Annotated in this window: 19 protein-coding genes; 15 read left to right on the forward strand and 4 right to left on the reverse strand. The window is 62.5% G+C overall.

Features of this window, described 5'->3' with window-relative positions:
- Nucleotides 1–316: 316 nt before the first annotated feature.
- The 8 genes from rarD to gmhA all read left to right on the forward strand — a co-directional run bounded on the left by rarD (nt 317) and on the right by gmhA (nt 5,835).
- Nucleotides 317–1,231, forward strand: coding sequence for an EamA family transporter RarD (gene rarD, locus DKK66_RS07765; RefSeq protein ID WP_062788950.1), 915 nt, complete (start codon nt 317–319; stop codon nt 1,229–1,231).
- Between the two features lie 141 nt (nt 1,232–1,372).
- Nucleotides 1,373–1,573: a hypothetical protein gene (locus DKK66_RS07770; protein WP_131356863.1), complete on the forward strand. Its 201-nt coding sequence runs from the start codon at nt 1,373–1,375 to the stop codon at nt 1,571–1,573.
- Between the two features lie 165 nt (nt 1,574–1,738).
- The gene (locus DKK66_RS07775; RefSeq protein WP_131356866.1) at nt 1,739–2,203 is read left to right on the forward strand and encodes a GNAT family N-acetyltransferase; all 465 of its coding nucleotides are present in this window, start codon (nt 1,739–1,741) and stop codon (nt 2,201–2,203) included.
- A gap of 5 nt (nt 2,204–2,208) precedes the next feature.
- Nucleotides 2,209–3,138, forward strand: a complete 930-nt coding sequence (locus tag DKK66_RS07780) for a class I SAM-dependent methyltransferase (RefSeq protein WP_131356869.1) — start codon at nt 2,209–2,211, stop codon at nt 3,136–3,138.
- A complete protein-coding gene (locus DKK66_RS07785) occupies nt 3,135–3,788 on the forward strand; it encodes an alanyl-tRNA editing protein (protein ID WP_131356872.1) in 654 nt (217 codons plus the stop codon). The genes DKK66_RS07780 and DKK66_RS07785 overlap by 4 nt, the downstream gene beginning before the upstream one ends.
- Complete coding sequence (locus DKK66_RS07790) at nt 3,782–4,177, forward strand: GFA family protein (RefSeq protein ID WP_131356875.1); 396 nt, start codon at nt 3,782–3,784, stop codon at nt 4,175–4,177. The genes DKK66_RS07785 and DKK66_RS07790 overlap by 7 nt, the downstream gene beginning before the upstream one ends.
- A 56-nt stretch (nt 4,178–4,233) precedes the next feature.
- Entirely contained in the window at nt 4,234–5,121 is an 888-nt protein-coding gene (locus DKK66_RS07795) for a DMT family transporter (protein WP_062788944.1), read from the forward strand.
- Nucleotides 5,122–5,250: 129 nt separating this feature from the next.
- Nucleotides 5,251–5,835 (forward strand): D-sedoheptulose 7-phosphate isomerase, encoded by a 585-nt coding sequence (gene gmhA / locus DKK66_RS07800; RefSeq protein WP_131356878.1) that lies wholly within the window; start codon nt 5,251–5,253, stop codon nt 5,833–5,835.
- A gap of 50 nt (nt 5,836–5,885) precedes the next feature.
- Here the strand turns inward: gmhA and DKK66_RS07805 are convergent, their stop codons facing one another.
- On the reverse strand, nt 5,886–6,671 hold the full coding sequence (locus DKK66_RS07805) for an inositol monophosphatase family protein (RefSeq protein ID WP_045846006.1): 786 nt from the start codon (nt 6,669–6,671) through the stop codon (nt 5,886–5,888).
- Nucleotides 6,672–6,943: 272 nt separating this feature from the next.
- On the opposite strand from DKK66_RS07805, the gene DKK66_RS07810 reads away from it, so the two are divergent.
- Nucleotides 6,944–7,672 (forward strand): 16S rRNA (uracil(1498)-N(3))-methyltransferase, encoded by a 729-nt coding sequence (locus DKK66_RS07810; protein ID WP_131356881.1) that lies wholly within the window; start codon nt 6,944–6,946, stop codon nt 7,670–7,672.
- Nucleotides 7,673–8,123: 451 nt separating this feature from the next.
- Here DKK66_RS07810 and DKK66_RS07815 read toward each other — a convergent pair whose 3' ends face one another.
- On the reverse strand, nt 8,124–8,693 hold the full coding sequence (locus DKK66_RS07815) for a hypothetical protein (RefSeq protein ID WP_131356885.1): 570 nt from the start codon (nt 8,691–8,693) through the stop codon (nt 8,124–8,126).
- Nucleotides 8,694–8,781: 88 nt separating this feature from the next.
- A complete protein-coding gene (locus DKK66_RS07820; RefSeq protein WP_242673587.1) occupies nt 8,782–9,714 on the reverse strand; it encodes a D-hexose-6-phosphate mutarotase in 933 nt (310 codons plus the stop codon).
- 96 nt (nt 9,715–9,810) lie between these two features.
- On the opposite strand from DKK66_RS07820, the gene hutC reads away from it, so the two are divergent.
- From hutC to hutH, 6 genes are all read left to right on the forward strand, one after another.
- The gene (gene hutC / locus DKK66_RS07825) at nt 9,811–10,527 is read left to right on the forward strand and encodes a histidine utilization repressor (RefSeq protein ID WP_231588830.1); all 717 of its coding nucleotides are present in this window, start codon (nt 9,811–9,813) and stop codon (nt 10,525–10,527) included.
- Nucleotides 10,528–10,650: 123 nt separating this feature from the next.
- Nucleotides 10,651–11,475 carry an undecaprenyl-diphosphate phosphatase gene (locus tag DKK66_RS07830; protein WP_045845965.1) on the forward strand — a complete coding sequence of 275 codons (825 nt, stop codon included), beginning with the start codon at nt 10,651–10,653 and terminating at the stop codon, nt 11,473–11,475.
- Nucleotides 11,476–11,673: 198 nt separating this feature from the next.
- Nucleotides 11,674–12,924 carry an imidazolonepropionase gene (gene hutI / locus DKK66_RS07835; RefSeq protein ID WP_131356888.1) on the forward strand — a complete coding sequence of 417 codons (1,251 nt, stop codon included), beginning with the start codon at nt 11,674–11,676 and terminating at the stop codon, nt 12,922–12,924.
- Entirely contained in the window at nt 12,921–13,862 is a 942-nt protein-coding gene (hutG, locus tag DKK66_RS07840; RefSeq protein ID WP_131356891.1) for a formimidoylglutamase, read from the forward strand. The genes hutI and hutG overlap by 4 nt, the downstream gene beginning before the upstream one ends.
- A gap of 61 nt (nt 13,863–13,923) precedes the next feature.
- Nucleotides 13,924–15,606 carry a urocanate hydratase gene (gene hutU, locus DKK66_RS07845; protein WP_089082408.1) on the forward strand — a complete coding sequence of 561 codons (1,683 nt, stop codon included), beginning with the start codon at nt 13,924–13,926 and terminating at the stop codon, nt 15,604–15,606.
- 217 nt (nt 15,607–15,823) lie between these two features.
- The gene (gene hutH, locus DKK66_RS07850) at nt 15,824–17,356 is read left to right on the forward strand and encodes a histidine ammonia-lyase (protein WP_131356894.1); all 1,533 of its coding nucleotides are present in this window, start codon (nt 15,824–15,826) and stop codon (nt 17,354–17,356) included.
- Between the two features lie 79 nt (nt 17,357–17,435).
- On the opposite strand, the gene DKK66_RS07855 is transcribed toward hutH, so the two are convergent.
- Nucleotides 17,436–18,560 (reverse strand): SLC13 family permease, encoded by a 1,125-nt coding sequence (locus DKK66_RS07855; RefSeq protein ID WP_131356897.1) that lies wholly within the window; start codon nt 18,558–18,560, stop codon nt 17,436–17,438.
- Nucleotides 18,561–18,577 lie beyond the last annotated feature (17 nt).

Below are 18,577 nucleotides of genomic sequence, written 5' to 3' on the forward strand. Positions count from 1 at the left end.
GGGGGCGGGTTTTCCGGCAAGAAAGCACCCGCCTTTCATTATGTTGTAGGCCGTTTTGCTGCCAGAGAGCAGCCTTTTGGCAGGCACAGTGGCAGGGGCTTCATGTGGCGGACTGTAGCTTACGTTTACGTCAACGTCAAAGGTATTGACGGACAGGCAGGGCAACTGCGGCGATTGTGCCAGTGCAGCATGGTCTGGCCGTGTTGCCGCGGCCGATTGTTTGTCTGGCAGAACAGCATGTTATGGTAGCCATGGTTTTTCTGCGCGGCAGAAGCCGTTAAGCTGCACAATCAAAAAACCAGCCATCGAGCGTGTCATGTCCGCTATCCCTTCCCGTCAGGATGCCACCCGTGGTGTCCTGTTTGCGTTTATTGCTTTCGTCATCTGGGGCCTGTTTCCGCTGTACTGGAAGCCGCTGCACCAGGTGCCGGCCTTGCAGATTCTCTGTCACCGCATTGTCTGGTCTGCCGTGTTTGTGGCCGGCATCCTCACCGTGCGTCACAACTGGGCCTGGCTGGGCGAGGCAGTGCGCCAGCCGCAAAAGCTGGCCATCTTCGGCTTGTCCTCGCTGATGCTGTCGCTGAACTGGCTGATTTACATCTGGGCGGTGAATGCCGGCCACGTGGTGGAAGCCAGCCTGGGTTATTTCATCAACCCGCTGTTCAATGTCTTGCTCGGGCGTCTGTTCCTGGCGGAGAAGCTCACGCCCATCCAGCGTACGGCGGTGGCACTGGCTGCGGCCGGAGTGGCCTGGATTACCTGGTGTACCGGCACCTTGCCGCTGATTGCCCTGTCGCTGGCCGCCACCTTCGGCCTGTATGGCCTGCTGCGCAAGAAAGCACCGCTGGCCTCGCTGGAGGGACTGGCGCTGGAAACCTTCCTGATGGCACCGCTGGCCTTGCTGGCGCTGGGCTGGTTTCAATGGCAGGGGCAGGGTGCTTTCCTGCATCAGGCGCTGTCGCTGGATGTGCTGCTGGTGGGTGCCGGCGTGGTGACTGCCATCCCGCTGTTGCTGTTTGCCGCCGGCGCGCGACGGCTGAAGCTGGCCACGGTGGGATTGATCCAGTACATCGGCCCCACCATTCAGCTGGCGCTGGGCGTGCTGTTGTTTGGTGAGCCCTTCGATAGCGGCAAGCTGTTCGGTTTCAGCCTGATCTGGCTGGCCTTGCTGCTGTATTCGGCCGCCGGCCTGCTGCAAATGCGGGCCGACAAGCGGACAGCTGCCGCCTGATGTCTCTCTGAGTACCAGCTGAGCAGCAATAGGTAATCACCACGACTTGGCACTGTAATGACTTTGGCATTAAATGTGCAAATCATGGCCTGTCATATTTTATTCCCAGTCAGGCCGGGTTTTTGCACAGGAAATGTCAGCATGGTACGCATCTTTTCCCGGGTGAAGCATAGGCGGCAAGCCCAGCCTTCCCCCTTGTCCGAAGAGCTGTCGGCGCATGAATATGCCCGCCTGAGCCAGACCTCAGGCGAAGTGCCCCCAGCGGTGGCGGCACATGCCACCCCGGATAGCTGGCTGCAACGCTGCTGGCAATACTGTAAACAGCGCATGCACCGTGAATAGCCGTTGACCGCAAACGGCTTCCGGTCGACACTGCCAGCTGGCCTGACCGGCGCGTCCATACCGCCTTGTCGGGCAGCAATGCCTTGATCCGGCAACCATTGCCGTGGCATTGAATGCAGACACCGTGCCAGCCTCACCCGGCACCGACCATTACGGAGCGTGCGCATGCCTCAGTCGCTGCCACTGGAATTTGATTGTGATCCGGCCCGGCTGGACCGCGACATGATTCACCATTACCTCAGCCAGCAGTCCTACTGGGCTGCCGGGTTGCCGCGTGATATTTTCGAGCGCTCGCTGGCCGGCTCGCTGTGCTTCGGTGCCTATGCCGACGGTCAGCAAGTGGCCTTTGCCCGCATGATTACCGACCAGGCCACCTTTGCCTATCTGGCCGATGTTTTTGTGCTGCCCCAGTGGCGCGGGCAGGGCATCAGCAAGGCCTTGATGAATTTCGTCATGGCGCATCCCGGCTTGCAGAACCTGCGGCGCATGATGCTGGCCACGGCGGATGCGCATGGCCTGTATGCGCAATATGGCTTTACCGCGCTATCCAGCCCGGAGCGCATGATGGAAAAGCTGGATCAGCAGGTCTATCAACGGCTATCCGCTGAATTGAGCGCGCAACAAGGATAGGAATCATGGAACTGGCAACTCAGTATTTGCAGGGCAAGGGAATCGAGCTGGGGCGCGGCGCGCATAATCCGCTGGCTCCGGCCGACTGCATCAGCGTGGCGCCGTGTGACGGGGTGCGCTATGTGGATGAACGCGACCTGGCCGACTACCGGGTGTATGCCGCCGAACAGCAGCGGCATGGCCGCGGGGTGGATCAGGTGGATGTGGTGGCCGAGGCTACCGACCTGCCGTTTGCCAATGGCGAGCTGGACTACGTGGCCAGTTCGCATGTGCTGGAGCACCTGCCAGCCATCTTTACCGCCTGGCAGGAATGGTTGCGGGTGCTACGTCCGGGCGGCATCAATTTCATGATCGTCCCCAAGCGCGATGCGCTGGTGGAGGACAGCGTGCGGCCGATTACCGGCTTGCAGGCCCATGTCGAGGCCTTCGAGCAAAGGGTGACGCCGCAATCCCTGCTACCGGAACTGCCCTGGCGCACGCATTATCACGTGTTCACCCTGCAAGGCCTGTTCGATGCACTCAACTGGTTCAACCAGCAAGGGCTGGGCGGCTACTGGCTGCTGGAAGCGCAGGAGGAAAGCGACAGTAATGTCGGCAACGGCCATACCCTGGTGCTGAGCAAGCAAACCAGCTTGCCGGTACTGGAAGGCAGCGTTGGCCAGCTGGGCAGCGCCTTCAGCAGCGAACGCTATGAGGAGGCGGCCTTGCTGGCCCGCCAGGCCCTGTCGCTGAATTTCCGCATTCATGAAGCCTGGTTCATCCTGGCCATGTCCCAGCTGCAACTGGGCGATTCGCGCGCGGCCGTGCAGTCGCTGACCCAGGCACTGGTCTTGCAGCCCAAGCATGCCGAGTACCGCAATGTGTACCAGCAACTGCTGGGCCAGCCATTCAGCTACCCGATGAGCCTGGTCGACTACCTGGCGCGCATGCTGTGACCGGCAAGCTGTTCTGGACTGATCCCTACCAGACCACGCTCACCACCACGGTGGCGCGGGTGGACGGCCAGCAGCTATGGCTGCAGGACACCATCTTCTATGCCTTTTCCGGCGGGCAGGAAAGCGATGCCGGCACCATTGCCGGCTGGCCTGTCGAACTGGCGGAAAAACAGGGACAGGACATTGTCTACACCCTACCGCCGGAGCATGGCCTGACTGCCGGGGCGCAGGTGACGGTGGCCATTGACTGGCCGCGCCGCTACCGCCTGATGCGCTTGCACTTTGCCGCCGAACTGACGCTGGAAACCATTTACCGCGACTTTGCCGGGGTGGAGAAAATCGGCGCACACATTGCGGCGGACAAGGCGCGCATCGACTTTGCCCTGCCCGAACCCATCACCCCGCATCTGCCCGCCATCACGGCCAGCGTGCAGCGCCTGATAGATGCTGACAGCGAGATTGTCAGCGCCTTCTCCGACCTGGAAGCCCAGCGGCGTTACTGGGAAGTACCCGGCTACTGCCGGGTGCCCTGTGGTGGCACGCACTTGCGCCGTACCGGCGAGGTGGGCCGCATTGCGCTCAAGCGCAAGAATATCGGCAAGGGCAAGGAGCGGGTGGAAATCACCCTGCTGGACGGGGCGCCATGCTAGGCAGCTGTCTGTGCGGTGCCATCACGTATGAAGCGGATCAACCGGACCTGCCCGTCAGCCATTGTCATTGCCACACTTGCCAGAAAGCCCATGCCGCACCCTTTGTGCCAACGGCCGGGGTACTGCGCCAGCATTTCCGTTGGCTGCGCGGCGTGGACCAACTGGGCAGTTTTCAGTCCTCGCCCGGCAAGCTGCGCCATTTCTGCCGCCAGTGTGGCAGCCATCTGCTGGCCGAGCGCGAGGGCAGCCCTTATGTCATCCTGCGCGTGGCCACGCTGGACGAAGCACCGGCACAGCAGGCCAGCCAGCATATCTGGACCAGCCATGACCGGCCCTGGCTACTCGCCGACACGGCGCCGCGCTGGCCGGAGTGGCCGCCGGGCAGGTAAGCTGGCGCTTTTCCCAACACCTATCCGGCCCTGCGCCGGGGACTGACTGGATTGTCATGTGGTACGACCTTGCCGCCGTGGGCGCGGCAGCCTGCTGGGCCTGGGGCGCCATTCTGGGTGCCGGCCCGGCCATGCATTTTGGCCCCTTCACCTTTACCCGCCTGCGGCTAAGCCTGATGACGCTGCTGTTGGGCGGCATCAGCCTGGCCATTGGCGGCTGGCACAGCATGCAGTGGGCCAATGTGCTGCCCGCCTTGCTCTCCGGCCTGACCGGCATTTTCCTGGGCGACACCCTGTATTTTTCTGCGATGAACCGGCTGGGGCCGCGGCGTTCCGGCCTGCTGTTTGCCACGCACTCGGTATTTTCCGTACTGCTGGGCATGTTGTTTCTGCAGGAAAAGCTCAGCCTGCTGGCCTTTGTCGGCAGCGTGATGGTGTTTGGCGGTGTGATGCTGGCAGTGGCATTTGGCCGTGGCAAGCAGCAAGGCAAGGCCTGGGAGCATCCGGCCCATTTCAAGCTGGGCGTGGCACTGGGCATGGCGGCAGCACTGTGCCAGGCCTTGGGCACCTTCTTTGCCAAACCGGCCATTGCCGGCGGGCTGGAGCCGGTCACCGCCTCGGCCATCCGCATGGGTGTGGCCTGTCTTGCGCACAACGTGCTGTGGCTGGGTGGCCTGCCGCTGGCCAGGAGCCGTGGGCCTTATACATTGCGCATGCTGGGGCAGACGGGGCTGAACGGCGTGGTGGCGCTAGGCCTGGGCATGACGCTGATCATGCTGGCACTGCAACATGCCAATGTGGCCACGGTGGGCATGCTCTCCGCGCTCAGCCCGGTGTTGATCCTGCCCATGCTGTGGTGGGTGAACAAGCAGCCGCCGGCGCTGGTGGCCTGGCTGGGTGCTTTTGTCAGCTGTGCCGGTACGGCCTTGATCGTGCTTCGCTGAAATTTACCCGCCTGCCATTTCCTGTGGCAGAAGGCCTCGGGGTATGATGTCGGGGCTGGCACAAGAGCCAGCCCTGTTTACTGGTGGCAATGGCAGTGTGCCTTTGCCCGCAAGCATGATGGATCGCTGATGATTTCCCATATCCAGTCCAGCCTGACTGAAGCGCAAACTGCACTGAACAACTTGCTGGCCAATCCAGAGGCGCTGGCCAGCATCGAGGCCGCTGCGCAGCAACTGATTGCCAGCCTGGCCGCCGGTGGCCGCATCTTTTCCTGCGGCAATGGCGGCTCCATGTGCGATGCCATGCACTTTGCCGAAGAGCTGACCGGCCGTTACCGCAACAACCGGCGCGGCATGGCGGCCATTGCCATTTCCGACCCCAGCCACATGAGCTGCGTGGCCAACGACTTTGGCTACGAACACGTGTTTTCGCGCTATCTGGAAAGCCATGGCCGGGCTGGCGATGTGCTGATCGGCATCAGCACCAGCGGCAATAGCCAGACCATCGTCAACGCCGCCACGGTGGCGCGTGAGCTGGGCATGAAGGTGATCATCCTCACCGGCCGTGCGACAACCAGGCTGGAACCGCTGGCCGATGTCTACGTCAACACCCCGGGCGGCCAGTATGCCGACCGCGTGCAGGAGCTGCACATCAAGGTGCTGCACATCCTGATCGAGCTGGTGGAACGGCATTTCTGCCCGGAAAACTACTGATTGCTGCATTGTTGGATCGGTAATGGAAAACGGCCCTGACGGGCCGTTTTTTACTGATTCGCCCGCACCCAGCGGTGCCACTGGCAGTACAGCTCGGGATCGATGGCGGCAATCACCGAACGTTTCCACACGGTATCCGTCCAGTAGTCGTCGGTATTCAGGCTGGCCAGCCGGCCGCCGGCTTCTTCCAGGATGACCGCGCCGGCAGCGTAATCCCACAGCCGCTGACCGCCATGCAGGTAGAGGTCGTAACGGCCTGCTGCCAGAAAGCACCAGTCCAGCGTGCTGGAACCCATGCTGCGCTGGCTGCCGAACGGTGCCACGCTGCTCATGCGTGCCGCCAGTTTGCCGGAGCGCAGGTATTTCACTTCCACCGCAGCAATGGCATCGCCCATGCTGTTGCGGGTGGTTTTCAAGGGCAGGCGACGACCGTTGAGCCAGGCCCCCTGGCCGCGGCGGGCATAGAACATTTCGTCGGACACCGGGTTGTAGATCACCCCCAGCTCGCTGACGCCGCGCACCACCAGTGCAACGGAAATGGCAAAGTAGGGCAGGCCGTTGACGAAGTTGGTGGTGCCGTCGATGGGGTCCACCACCCACAAGCCGTCAGGGTTGTCCTGCCACAGCGCATCCTGCTCTTCGCGCGTCATTTCCTCACCCAGCACCGGGTGCGGCAACACGCGCGGCAGCAGTTCGCCCAGCGCCTGCTGGCAGGCCATGTCGGCTTCGGTAAACAGCGAGCCGTCGTCCTTGCGCGTTTTACCCACGCGCAAAAAGCGCGGCATCACCTCCTGGCGTGCCACGTCACGGACAACCTGCATCACCTGTTCAACCACCTGCATTATGTTCTCCTGGGTCCCGCTGTTATCGGTCAGCCGGTGCGGGCAAGGTAGGGTAAGCTTGGCTCACTCTGGAAGAATAGTTGCAAATCCGGCATGCCATGCCCCCATTCAATGGTGGTGCTCATCAGGAATGCGGACGCGTCATGCGTCGTCAGGGCCGGGCCTGGCGGGAAAAGCTGTCAGAATAGCCACTTGCCAAAGACGAGTTGTTGCAACTGCAGCAAACAAAGCAAAATACCGTTATCACCACGGACTTTCAATACGCCATGCCAAGGTTTTTTATCGAAACAGCCCTGGCGGCAGGCCAAACCCTGTCGCTGCCCGATGCCGTTGTCCGTCACATCCAGGTGCTGCGCCTGAAGGAAGGCGACAGCCTGACCCTGTTCAACGGACAGGGCGGGGAATACCAGGCCAGCTTGCTGTCACTGCAAAAGCGCGATGCCAGCTGTGAAATCACCCGTTTTGACGACATCAGCCGCGAATCGCCCATCTGGCTGGGCCTGGCGCAGGCCATTTCCAGTGGCGACCGCATGGAGTTCACCCTGCAAAAAGGGGTGGAAATGGGCGTATCGCTGTTTCAGCCGATTGCCGCCGAACGCTCGGTGGTGAAGCTGTCTGGCGATCGGGCCGACAAGCGGGTGCAGCGCTGGCAGGAAATCGTGCAATCGGCCTGTGAGCAGTGCGGCCGCAATACCTTGCCGCAGGTGCTGCCCATCCTCAGCCTGAATGAATGGCTGCAGCAGCAACAGCAGGCAGATGCGCGCCTGATCCTGTCGCCCCTGGGGACGCAGAAGCTGGCGGATATCGCCAGCGCACCCAAGCGGGCCTGGCTGATGGCCGGGCCGGAAGGTGGTTATTCCGCCCACGAGGAAAGTGCCGCGCTGGATGCCGGCTGGACCCCGCTGAAACTGGGCCCGCGCATCCTGCGTACCGAAACCGCTGCGCTGGCGGCGGTGGCGGCGGTGCAGGCGGTGTGGGGGGATTACTGTATCTAGAGCTTGGTTGGTAGCGCCATTCCCATCGTGTTTGGAAATATGGCGAACCGCTTCGCGGTGATGTTTTTCATGGTGGGGCTGCAACAAGAGTGGTCGTCATTACGCTCACGATGCATGACATTCCCCGTGGCGCGCGCCGTCGGAGCTGCGTTGGGCAAGGTTTTAAGCCGCTGCATGTTTGAGCCATTCGACGTTAGCGAATGGCGAGTTCGGCGGCGCCTTGCCCGGCGCAGATACGGCGGAAATACGCGCAACCCGGGGTCGCCTAGGGGTGCAGGGGAGCTGGCGACGCAGCTCCCCTGCCTGCATGGCGGGCAGCACCGCCATGTAAACATCACCGCGCAGCGGACAACCGTCGTTTAGAGGCCAGACCCAGAACATACCCGGCGTTGCAGCCAACAAAAAGCCCGGCTAGGCCGGGCTGGTGTCAGGTATCCACATACCGGCCATCTCAAGCCGTGGTGGCGATTTCCTGCTGCCGGTAAATCAGCGCACCGGCCAGCAGCAACTCATGTTCGCTCAGGGAAAACTGACCGGGCGGCGCGGCGCGTTCGAACAGGAAGCGGCGGCCTTCGTATTCCACCCAGGCGCTGATGGTCTGGTCGTGAAAACGCCCCAGGATTTCACTGGAGTGCGTCACCGCATTCACATCCGGCACCACAATGCCCACCGGCAGCGGCACTTCCTCGGCCACTTCCCAGTTTTCCCGCGCCGGCAGCTGCGGGCTGTTGCGGGTGGCTAGTTGCAGCCACAGGCGGTAAGCCCACAAGGGCAGCATCACGCGGTGTACCCGTTTGTCGTCGGTGATGATGCAGGCAATGGGAAAGCGATGATGGCACGCCGGGCAGGTGCCTTTGGCGGCCAGAAACAGCTTGTCCTGCTGCAGGCTGGCCAGTCCGGACATGTGTTCGCACCCTACCATGGCATGGCAATGCGGGCAGTGCTTGCCAAAGCGGCGCACCCGGTTGCCATTGGAAAAGGTGACGGGGAGATAACTGGAAATCGTGTTCTGTCTTGCCATTGACTACCTGTCCACTACAACGCCAAGCATGGCGCGATGCTATGCAGTATACCCTGTCCACCGGGATGGGGGCATCGGGAAGCCGGCTTCAGTCGGCCCGTATCTGGCAGCCCAGTGTATGGCTGCTGCCTGGTTCCAGCGTGTAGCTGTCCTCACCCGCATTGGCTGCCTCGATGCAGACAAAGTCATGCCAGCCCTCGTCCGGCAGGTCGGCCAGCCGTGCCGCCTTGTCCTGCCAGGGGTTCCACAACACCACGCTGCCAGAACCGCTGCGGCTGATGCGCAGGCGGCGCTGCCATTGCGGGTCGTGCAGGATGACATCGGCCTCGCTGTAGACAATGGCATCGAACTCGCCATTCAGCTGTAGCGGGCTTGATGGCAAGCGACTGTAGCGAGCGGCTACCTTGTCTTCGAAAACGGCTTCTTCCACCCCTGTCAGCTGAATGCGGCTGCTGTCGCTGACCGCGAGATAACTGTGCAGCGCTGTGCTCACCGTGTGTGGCTGCTGGCTGTGATTATGGGTGTGCAGCTGCATGGCAATGTGGTCGGACAGGGTGTATTCCAGCTCAACATCCAGCCCTTGCCAGTGCGGGCCTTGCAGTTTCACGTGAAACGCATCGCCATCCTGCTCCACTGACAGCAGCTGCCAGTCTTGCTGCCGCGCCACACCATGGGCCGGAGCGGCAGTGTCGGTCGGGTGCGAGCCAAACCAGGGCCAGCAAACCGGCACGCCACCACGAATGGCCTTGCCCTGTTGCAGCATGGCTTGTGGCGACATGTACAGCCAGGGTTGTTGCCCATAGGGCTGGAAGGAAAGCAATTGCCCACCCAGCAAGGACAGGGTGGCGGAGAAACTGCCGCCATCCAGTTGCAGCAGGGTGAGTGCATTGCCAAGCGGAATCAGCTGGGCGGCGGGAGGCAGGGAAATGGACATTCGGATGTCTCGCTGGCGGGAAATGGATAAATCATAACTCAAGGCGGCCGTGACAACTGCCTGGCGGGTGATGGGCAGAGCGGCCATGGCTGTTGTACTTTGGCTGAACTCTGCGCTGGATCAGCCACAACCGCCGCAGTCCGGTCTAGAATGCCTCATCTTAACGTTTGCATGGAATACAAGGTGTCTGCCACAGCTCAACCGCGCTATTTGCGTATCAAGGAATACATTCTGGAAGGCATCCGCAAGAAGGAGTTCCTGCCAGGCTGCAAGATTCCGCCCGAGCTGGAACTGGCCAGCCAGTTTTCCGTGTCGCGCATGACCGTCAACAAGGCGGTGCGCGACCTGGCCGAGGCCGGCATCCTGCTGCGCTTTGCCGGGGACGGTACTTATGTGGCCGAGCGCAAGGCTGAATCGCCGCTGCTGGACATCAACAATATCGCCGCCGAAGTGGCGGCGCGCGGCCATACCCACAGCGCCGACGTGCACCAGCTGGAAACCATTGCCGCAGGCGAGGAAATCGCCCTGCAACTGGGGGTGAAGGTGGGCACGCCGATTTATCACTCCATTCTGGTGCATCGCGAAGACGGCCTGCCCATTCAGCTGGAAGACCGCTATGTGAACCCGGCCTGGGCACCGGATTACATCCTGCAGGATTTCACCCGCCGCACGCCCAATGAATACCTGATGGAAACCTGCCCGCTGACCGATATCGAGCACAGCGTGGAAGCCATTTTGCCGGATGCTCGCGAGCTGGCCATGCTGGATATCGCCGCTGGTGAGCCCTGCCTGCTGGTATTGCGCCGCACCTGGTCGTACAAGAATCTGGTGACTTTTGCCCGGCTGGTGCATCCGGGCGGACGTTACAAGCTGCGCTCGCAAAGCCGGGTGAAGAAATAAGGCTGGCTGCGTGCATCAGTACGGCACTGCACATCAGTTGTGATTCTGTCATCGCGACAGGTTATGCTAGCGGATTATTTCACTGCTTCTTCCTTTTAACCCGCCCACATCATCAATCACATCATGGACACACTGCTTTTGCTCAAGGCAGCCATTCTCGGCATTGTCGAGGGGCTGACCGAATTCCTGCCCATTTCCTCCACCGGCCACCTGATCCTGGCTGGCGAGTTGCTCAAGTTCAATGACGAGCGCGGCAAGCTGTTTGAAATCGTCATCCAGTCCGGTGCCATCCTGGCGGTGATCTGGGAATACCGCGCGCGCATCGCCGCCGTGGTCGGTGGTGCACGTCATGATGCGGCAGCCCGTCGCCTCATCCTCAACCTGGCCATCGCCTTCTGCCCGGCCGCGGCACTGGGCTTTCTGTTCAGCAAGGCCATCAAGGCCCACCTGTTCAACGCGCCGGTGGTGGCCAGCATGTTCATCATCGGTGCGCTGGTCATCATGTGGGCCGAGCGCCGCCAGCACAGCATCCGGGTGCAGACGGTAGAGGAAATGAGCCCGCTGGATGCGCTCAAGGTGGGCTGCGCCCAGGCCTTTGCGCTGGTGCCGGGTACTTCGCGTTCCGGTGCCACCATCATCGGCGGCATGCTGTTTGGTCTGTCGCGCAAGGCGGCCACCGAGTTTTCCTTCTTCCTGGCCATTCCCACGCTGATCATCGCCTCGCTGTATTCGCTGTATAAAGACCGCGCGCTGCTGGCAGCGGACGATCTGGGCATCTGGGCGGTGGGCCTGCTGTTTTCCTTTGTCTCGGCCTTCTTCTGCGTGCGCTGGCTGCTGCGCTTCATTTCCAGCCACAGCTTCATGGTGTTTGCCTGGTACCGCATCGTGTTCGGCATCATCGTATTGCTGACCTGGCAGTACGGCTGGGTGAACTGGGTGGATAGCTGAAAGTCGTCAGTAAACAATTGACTATACAAATACTGTTGGATTTTTGATGCACAAAGGGAGCCGTTGGCTCCCTTTTTTATTTGCACAAATAATTGATAAATAAAGACTTTTGTGCAAATACATATTGTATGCAATGTTGGATCGTGGTTGACAAGCATCAATGCAGGGTTTATTTGTATATACAAATCAGGAGCAAACATGAGCAAGCCTATCAACCGCACCCGCAGCCTGTGGCTCAATGCCCGGCTGGCCACCATGGATACGCAGCACCCCGCGCCCTACGGCGCGCTGCACGACCACGTGCTGGTGGTGGAGCTGGGTCGTATTGCCGCTATCCTGCCGCAAGGCCAGCTGAACCCGGCCAGTTTTGATGGCGAGGTGGTGGACGTGGCCGGCCGCTGGATCACCCCCGGCTTTATCGACTGCCACACCCATCTGGTGTACGGCGGCAACCGGGCGGCGGAATGGGAACAGCGTTTGCTGGGCGTGCCGTATCAGCAGATTGCCGCGCAAGGCGGTGGCATTGTCTCCACCGTGCGCGCCACCCGTGCACTGAGCCAGGCGCAACTGGCCGCTGCCAGCCTGCCGCGCTTGCAGGCGCTGATGGCCGAGGGCGTCACCACGCTGGAATCCAAGTCCGGCTATGGCCTGAACCTGGAAGACGAAATCAAGCAATTGCGGGTAGCCCGCCAGCTGGCAGACCGCCAGCCGGTGGAGATTGCCCCCACCTTGCTGTCCGCCCATGCCTTGCCGCCGGAATTTGCCGGTGACGCCGATGGCTATATCCAGCACGTCTGCCAAGACATTCTGCCCACCGTGGCAGAACAAGGCCTGGCCGAAGCGGTGGATGTGTTCTGCGAAAGCGTGGGCTTTTCCCCGGCGCAAACCCGCCGCGTGTTTGAAGCCGCGCAACAACACGGCCTGCGGGTGAAGGGCCATGTCGAGCAGCTGTCCAATCTGCAGGGTGCTGCGCTGGTGGCCGAATTCGGCGGCCTGTCGGCCGACCATATCGAATACCTGGACGCTGCCGGTGTGGAGGCCATGCGTGCGGCAGGCACGGTAGCGGTATTGTTGCCCGGCGCATTTTACTTCCTGCGCGAAACGCAAAAGCCGCCAGTCGAACTGCTGCGTGCGGCCGGTGTGCCGATGGCGGTGTCCACCGATCTGAACCCCGGCACCAGCCCGTTTGCCTCCATCCGGCTGGCGATGAACCAGGCCTGCGTGCTGTTCGGCCTGTCGCCGGAAGAAGCACTGGCCGGTACTACCCGCCATGCCGCCCAGGCACTGGGCCGTGGCCACAGCCACGGCAAGCTGGCGCTGGATCATGTCGCCGACCTGCTGCTGTGGGATATCGAACACCCTGCCGAAATCGTCTACGGACTCGGCGTCAACCCGCTGGCCGAACGGGTATTCCGTGGCCAGCGTCCGGGCAAGGAAACAACACAATGACTCCAGACATGAAGCTGTGGACCGGCCGTGTGGACGCCGGTGAAGGCGAACTGGCGCGCCGCTGGCACCAGCTGGCCACGCCGTTTGCACCCGGCCTGCCGGCAGGCATCGGCATTGCCGGTTTTGCCTGCGACGAAGGCGTGCGCCGCAATCAGGGCCGTGTCGGCGCAGCGGCAGCCCCCGCTGTCATCCGCAAGGCGCTGGCCAATCTGGCCTGGCATCAGGCCTATCCGCTGTGCGATATGGGCGATGTGGCCTGTAGCGATGGCGATCTGGATGCCGCCCACCTGCGGCTGGCTGCGGCGGTGGAGCAACTGGCGCGTGCCGGGCACTTTCCGCTGGTGCTGGGTGGTGGCCACGAAACCGCCTACGGCACCTGGCGCGGCCTTGCCGCAGCGCATCCGGAGAAGGTAATCGGCATCATCAATTTCGACGCCCACTTCGACATCCGCGAGGCAGCCGAGGCCACTTCCGGCACGCCGTTTGCGCAGATTGCCGCTGACTGTGCCACGACTGGCCGTCCCTTCCATTACCTGTGCCTGGGCGTGGCCGAGCCCTCCAACACCCAGGCGCTGTTTGCCCGTGCCGGGCAGCTGGGCGTGCAGTGGCTGCTGGACAGCGCACTGAACCAGGCGGGCCTCCCCAATGCCCAGCGTACGGTGCAGGACTTCATCGACCAGGTGGACATGGTTTATCTCACCATCGATCTGGATGTCCTGCCCGCCAGCGTGATGCCCGCCGTATCCGCCCCTGCCGCCATGGGAGTGGAGCTGCCGGTGGTGGAAGCACTGGTCACCGCCATTGCCGCCAGCGGCAAGCTGGCCGGGGCAGACCTGGTGGAGCTGAACCCGCAATTCGATATCGACAGCCACGGCGCGAAGACGGCGGCCCGGCTGGCGTGGAGTATCACCCGTCATCTGGCCACAGGTTCTTTCTGAGCCACGCCACACCGAATTCAGGGCAGTTGCCCGACAACATGGCAGTACCTAGGAGACAGCAATGAGCGCAGCACAACAAGACAGCCGTTTCGACCCGACCCGTGTGATCCGCGCCCCGCGCGGCACCGAACTTTCCTGCAAAAGCTGGCTGACCGAAGCCGTCTACCGCATGATCCAGAACAATCTGGACCCGGAAGTGGCCGAGCATCCGCAAAGCCTGGTGGTATATGGCGGCATCGGCCGCGCCGCCCGCAACTGGGAATGTTTCGACACCATCCTGGACGTGCTCAAGCGTCTGGAAGACGACCAGACCCTGCTGATCCAGTCCGGCAAGCCGGTGGGCGTGTTCAACACCCACGCCGATGCGCCGCGCGTGCTGATTGCCAACTCCAACCTGGTACCGCACTGGGCCAACTGGGAACACTTCAACGAGCTGGATAAGAAGGGCCTGATGATGTACGGCCAGATGACCGCGGGTTCCTGGATCTACATCGGCTCGCAAGGCATCGTGCAGGGGACTTACGAAACCTTCTTTGCCGTGGCCAACCAGCACTTTGACGGCAAGCCGCAAGGCCGCTGGATCCTGACCGGTGGTCTGGGTGGCATGGGTGGTGCGCAGCCGCTGGCCGCCACCATGGCCGGCTTCAGCATGATTGCCGTCGAGTGTGATGAAACCCGCATCGACTTCCGCCTGAAAACCCGTTACGTGGACCGCAAGGCCACATCGCTTGACGAGGCGCTGGCCATCATCGAAGACGCCAAGCAAAGCGGCAAGGCGGTGTCCGTCGGCCTGCTGGGCAATGCCGCCGACGTGTTCACCGAGCTGGTGAACCGTGGCATCACCCCGGACGTGGTGACCGACCAGACCTCCGCTCACGACCCGGTACACGGCTATCTGCCGCAAGGCTGGACGGTGGAACAATGGCGCGCCAAGCAAAAGACCGACGCCGCTGAAATCACCGCTGCCGCCAAGAAGTCCATGGCCGTGCAAGTGCGCGCCATGCTGACCCTGCAACAGCGCGGTGCCGCCACGCTGGACTACGGTAACAACATCCGCCAGATGGCGCTGGAAGAGGGCGTAGAGAATGCCTTCGACTTCCCCGGTTTTGTCCCGGCCTATGTGCGCCCGCTGTTCTGCGAAGGCATCGGCCCCTTCCGCTGGGTGGCGCTGTCCGGCGACCCGGAAGACATCTACAAGACCGATGCCAAGGTGAAGGAACTGATTCCGGATGACCCGCACCTGCACAACTGGCTGGACATGGCGCGTGAGCGCATCAGCTTCCAGGGCTTGCCGGCACGTATCTGCTGGGTGGGCCTGAAAGACCGCGCCCGTCTGGGTGCAGCTTTCAACGAAATGGTGAAGAATGGCGAACTCAAGGCGCCGATCGTGATTGGCCGCGACCATCTGGACTCCGGCTCGGTGGCTTCGCCCAACCGCGAAACCGAATCCATGCTGGATGGTTCGGATGCCGTGTCCGACTGGCCGCTGCTCAACGCCCTGCTGAATACCGCTGGCGGTGCCACCTGGGTGTCCTTGCACCACGGTGGTGGCGTGGGCATGGGCTTCTCGCAGCACTCCGGTGTGGTGATTGTGTGTGATGGTACCGACGAAGCCGCCAAGCGCGTGGGCCGTGTACTGCGTAACGACCCGGGTACCGGTGTAATGCGTCATGCCGATGCCGGTTACGACATCGCCAAAAACTGCGCGCGCGAGCAGGGCCTGGACCTGCCGATGCTGAAATAAGCCGGGTAGAGCATGCCCGATCCAGCGTTGCGCCGCCTTGACGTACGCCATGTACTGTCTGCGTCGGCGCGCCTTGACTCGGCCATTCTCTGTGCAGGCATCACGCTATTTAGTGCCATCACCCTGCCTGCTTAGGCAGGGCAGGCGCTACAACAAGAACATGGCTGGCCGCGCCTGCGGGCGTGAGGCCAGCTGACAATCAATAGAGACTGAAACCATGAGCATTCTCAATATCGTACCGGGCCAACTGACACTGGCCGACCTGCGCCGCGTTTCACGTGAAACCGGCCTCAAGTTGCAACTGGACCCGTCCTGCCACGCCGGCATCGACGCTTCCGCCGCCACCGTGGCACGCGTGCTGTCCGAAGGCCGCACCGCCTACGGCATCAACACCGGCTTTGGCCTGCTGGCCAATACCCGCATTGCACCGGACGAGCTGGAACTGCTGCAACGTTCCATCGTGCTGTCGCACGCTGCCGGTATTGGCGCGCCGATGGACGATTCCACCGTGCGTCTGGTGATGGCACTGAAAATCAACTCGCTGGCACGTGGTTTCTCCGGCATCCGCCGTCAGGTGATCGAAGCGCTGGTCACGCTGTTCAACCACGGCATCTACCCGGTGATTCCGCAAAAGGGTTCGGTGGGCGCGTCCGGCGACCTGGCCCCGCTGTCGCACATGAGCGCAGTGCTGATCGGCGAGGGCGAAGCCTTCGTCAACGGCCAGCGCGTACATGGCCGTGAAGCCATGCAGGCGGCCGGTCTGGAACCCATCACCCTGGCCCCGAAAGAGGGCCTCGCCCTGCTCAACGGCACGCAAGCGTCCACCGCCTTTGCGCTGGAAGGCCTGTTTGCCGCGGAAGACCTGTTTGCCTCTGCCGTGGTGGCGGGCTCCATGTCGGTGGAAGCCGCGCAGGGCAGCCGCACCCCGTTTGATGCCCGTATCCACGCTGTGCGCGGCCATGCCGGCCAGATCGACGCCGCCAGCGCCTACCGCGCGCTGCTGGAACACAGCGAAATCGAACACTCGCACGAAAACTGCGGCAAGGTGCAGGACCCGTACAGCCTGCGCTGCCAGCCGCAGGTGATGGGTGCCTGCCTGACGCAGATCCGCCACTCCGCCAGCGTGCTGCAAGTGGAAGCCAACTCGGTATCGGACAACCCGCTGGTGTTTGCCGACGACAACGACATCCTGTCTGGCGGCAACTTCCACGCCGAGCCGGTGGCCTTTGCCGCCGACAATCTGGCGCTGGCGCTGGCGGAAATCGGCTCGCTGTCCGAGCGCCGCATGGCACTGTTGATCGACAGCAACCTGTCCAAGCTGCCGCCCTTCCTGGTGAAAAACGGCGGGGTGAACTCCGGCTTCATGATTGCCCAGGTCACCGGCGCGGCACTGGCTTCGGAAAACAAATCGCTGGCGCACCCGGCCTCGGTGGACAGCCTGCCGACTTCAGCCAACCAGGAAGACCATGTGTCGATGGCCACCTTTGCCGGTCGCCGTCTGCGCGACATGGCCGGTAACACTGCCGGCATTCTGGCGGTGGAGCTGCTGGCCGCCTGCCAGGGTGTGGACTTCCGCGCCCCGCACAAGGCCAGCGCCAAGCTGGAAGAAGCCAAGGCCGAACTGCGTGCGCAAGTGCCGTTCTACGACAAGGACCGCTACTTCGCACCGGATATCGAGAAGGCCGCTGCGCTGGTGGCCAGCGGCAGTTACAACCGCTTTGTCGCGGCTGGCTTGCTGCCCTCTTTGTAAGCACGGCTAGTCATCAGGAGCTTGGCCCGGCACCGTCACGGTGACCGGGCTTTTTTGCGTGGAATGGCGGGACGCGATGTCAGAGCAGGCAGTAGCCCAGCACGCCTGCCAGCAGCAGGGCGGGCAGGGAATACAGATGAAAACGCAGCCAGATGCCGCGCTCGCCCGCCATGCGCAGGGCAATCAGGTTGGCCAGCGAACCCAGTACGCAGCCAAAGCCACCGGCATTCACCGCATAAGCCAGCACCTTGTAGGCGCTGCTGTATTTCACCAGCAGGATGGTGGCAGGCACATTGCTGATCAGCTGCGAACCCAGCAGGGCGGTCAGGTACAGGCCGCCGCTACTCAGCCCGGCCACGGCATCGGTCCAGTGGCGTACCAGCGGTAGCCCGGTCAGCAGGCGGATATCGACAAACATCAGCATGAACACGGCAATCAGGCTCCAGTCCACCGCCAGCAGCAGGGCCGGGCGCAACAGGGCCATGCCGGCCAGCACCGCAGCCAGACCCCACAGCGCATGACCGGATTCCAGCGCCACGATAAAGCCGATGTACAACAAGGCGCAGCTCCACAACAGACCGGGCTGATAGCCGCTGGCGTCGTCGTGCAGTTCGGCATGAATGCGCTGGCCGGGAAACGCCAGTGCGGTGGCCAGCAGCAGCAGTGCCATGCTGCCCAGTGCCAGCGGGGCCATCTGCCAGGTAAACGCAGCAAAGGACTGGCCGGACAGCTGCCACAGCAAGATGTTCTGCGGGTTGCCGATCGGGGTGAGCAGCGAACCGGCATTCACCGCCAGCGCTTCGAATATCACCAGCCGGCCAATGGGCAGGCCGGCAATGCCACGCAGGCTGAGGGTGAGCGGCACCACGATGAACAGCGCCACATCATTGGTGAGCACGGTGGACAGCAGGGCGGACATGCCCACCAGAAACAGCGCCAGCGATCTTTCCCGCGTCAGCCGGTTGATGATGAGGCGACCCAGATGACTCAGATAACCGCTTGCTTCCACGCCCTTGGTCAGCAACAGCAGGCCGGACAGGGTGGTGATGGTGGGCCAGTCTATCCAGTGGACAAACTGGCTGGCCGCCGCGGGCTGTGGCAGCCATAGCAGCAGCATCAGCAACAGCAGCACATGCAGCAGCCGGTCGTGCAAGAACGGAGCGAGCAAGGCGGCCAGACGAGAGGGGGAGGTGTGTGCAGACATGGCGGCAGCTTACGGGA

The organism is Aquitalea sp. USM4, from assembly GCF_004328945.1.
GTDB lineage: Bacteria > Pseudomonadota > Gammaproteobacteria > Burkholderiales > Chromobacteriaceae > Aquitalea > Aquitalea pelogenes.

Excerpts from the sequence above, each read along its gene's own strand:
- hutI (WP_131356888.1), top strand. The coding sequence starts at position 11,674 with ATGAGCAAGCCTATCAACCGCACCCGCAGCCTGTGGCTCAATGCCCGG.
- DKK66_RS07770 (WP_131356863.1), top strand. The coding sequence starts at position 1,373 with ATGGTACGCATCTTTTCCCGGGTGAAGCATAGGCGGCAAGCCCAGCCT.
- hutU (WP_089082408.1), top strand. The coding sequence starts at position 13,924 with ATGAGCGCAGCACAACAAGACAGCCGTTTCGACCCGACCCGTGTGATC.
- DKK66_RS07790 (WP_131356875.1), top strand. The coding sequence starts at position 3,782 with ATGCTAGGCAGCTGTCTGTGCGGTGCCATCACGTATGAAGCGGATCAA.
- hutH (WP_131356894.1), top strand. The coding sequence starts at position 15,824 with ATGAGCATTCTCAATATCGTACCGGGCCAACTGACACTGGCCGACCTG.
- gmhA (WP_131356878.1), top strand. The coding sequence starts at position 5,251 with ATGATTTCCCATATCCAGTCCAGCCTGACTGAAGCGCAAACTGCACTG.
- DKK66_RS07855 (WP_131356897.1), bottom strand. The coding sequence starts at position 18,560 with ATGTCTGCACACACCTCCCCCTCTCGTCTGGCCGCCTTGCTCGCTCCG.
- DKK66_RS07830 (WP_045845965.1), top strand. The coding sequence starts at position 10,651 with ATGGACACACTGCTTTTGCTCAAGGCAGCCATTCTCGGCATTGTCGAG.
- DKK66_RS07815 (WP_131356885.1), bottom strand. The coding sequence starts at position 8,693 with ATGGCAAGACAGAACACGATTTCCAGTTATCTCCCCGTCACCTTTTCC.
- DKK66_RS07780 (WP_131356869.1), top strand. The coding sequence starts at position 2,209 with ATGGAACTGGCAACTCAGTATTTGCAGGGCAAGGGAATCGAGCTGGGG.
- DKK66_RS07795 (WP_062788944.1), top strand. The coding sequence starts at position 4,234 with ATGTGGTACGACCTTGCCGCCGTGGGCGCGGCAGCCTGCTGGGCCTGG.
- rarD (WP_062788950.1), top strand. The coding sequence starts at position 317 with ATGTCCGCTATCCCTTCCCGTCAGGATGCCACCCGTGGTGTCCTGTTT.
- DKK66_RS07820 (WP_242673587.1), bottom strand. The coding sequence starts at position 9,714 with ATGGCCGCTCTGCCCATCACCCGCCAGGCAGTTGTCACGGCCGCCTTG.
- hutG (WP_131356891.1), top strand. The coding sequence starts at position 12,921 with ATGACTCCAGACATGAAGCTGTGGACCGGCCGTGTGGACGCCGGTGAA.
- DKK66_RS07810 (WP_131356881.1), top strand. The coding sequence starts at position 6,944 with ATGCCAAGGTTTTTTATCGAAACAGCCCTGGCGGCAGGCCAAACCCTG.
- DKK66_RS07775 (WP_131356866.1), top strand. The coding sequence starts at position 1,739 with ATGCCTCAGTCGCTGCCACTGGAATTTGATTGTGATCCGGCCCGGCTG.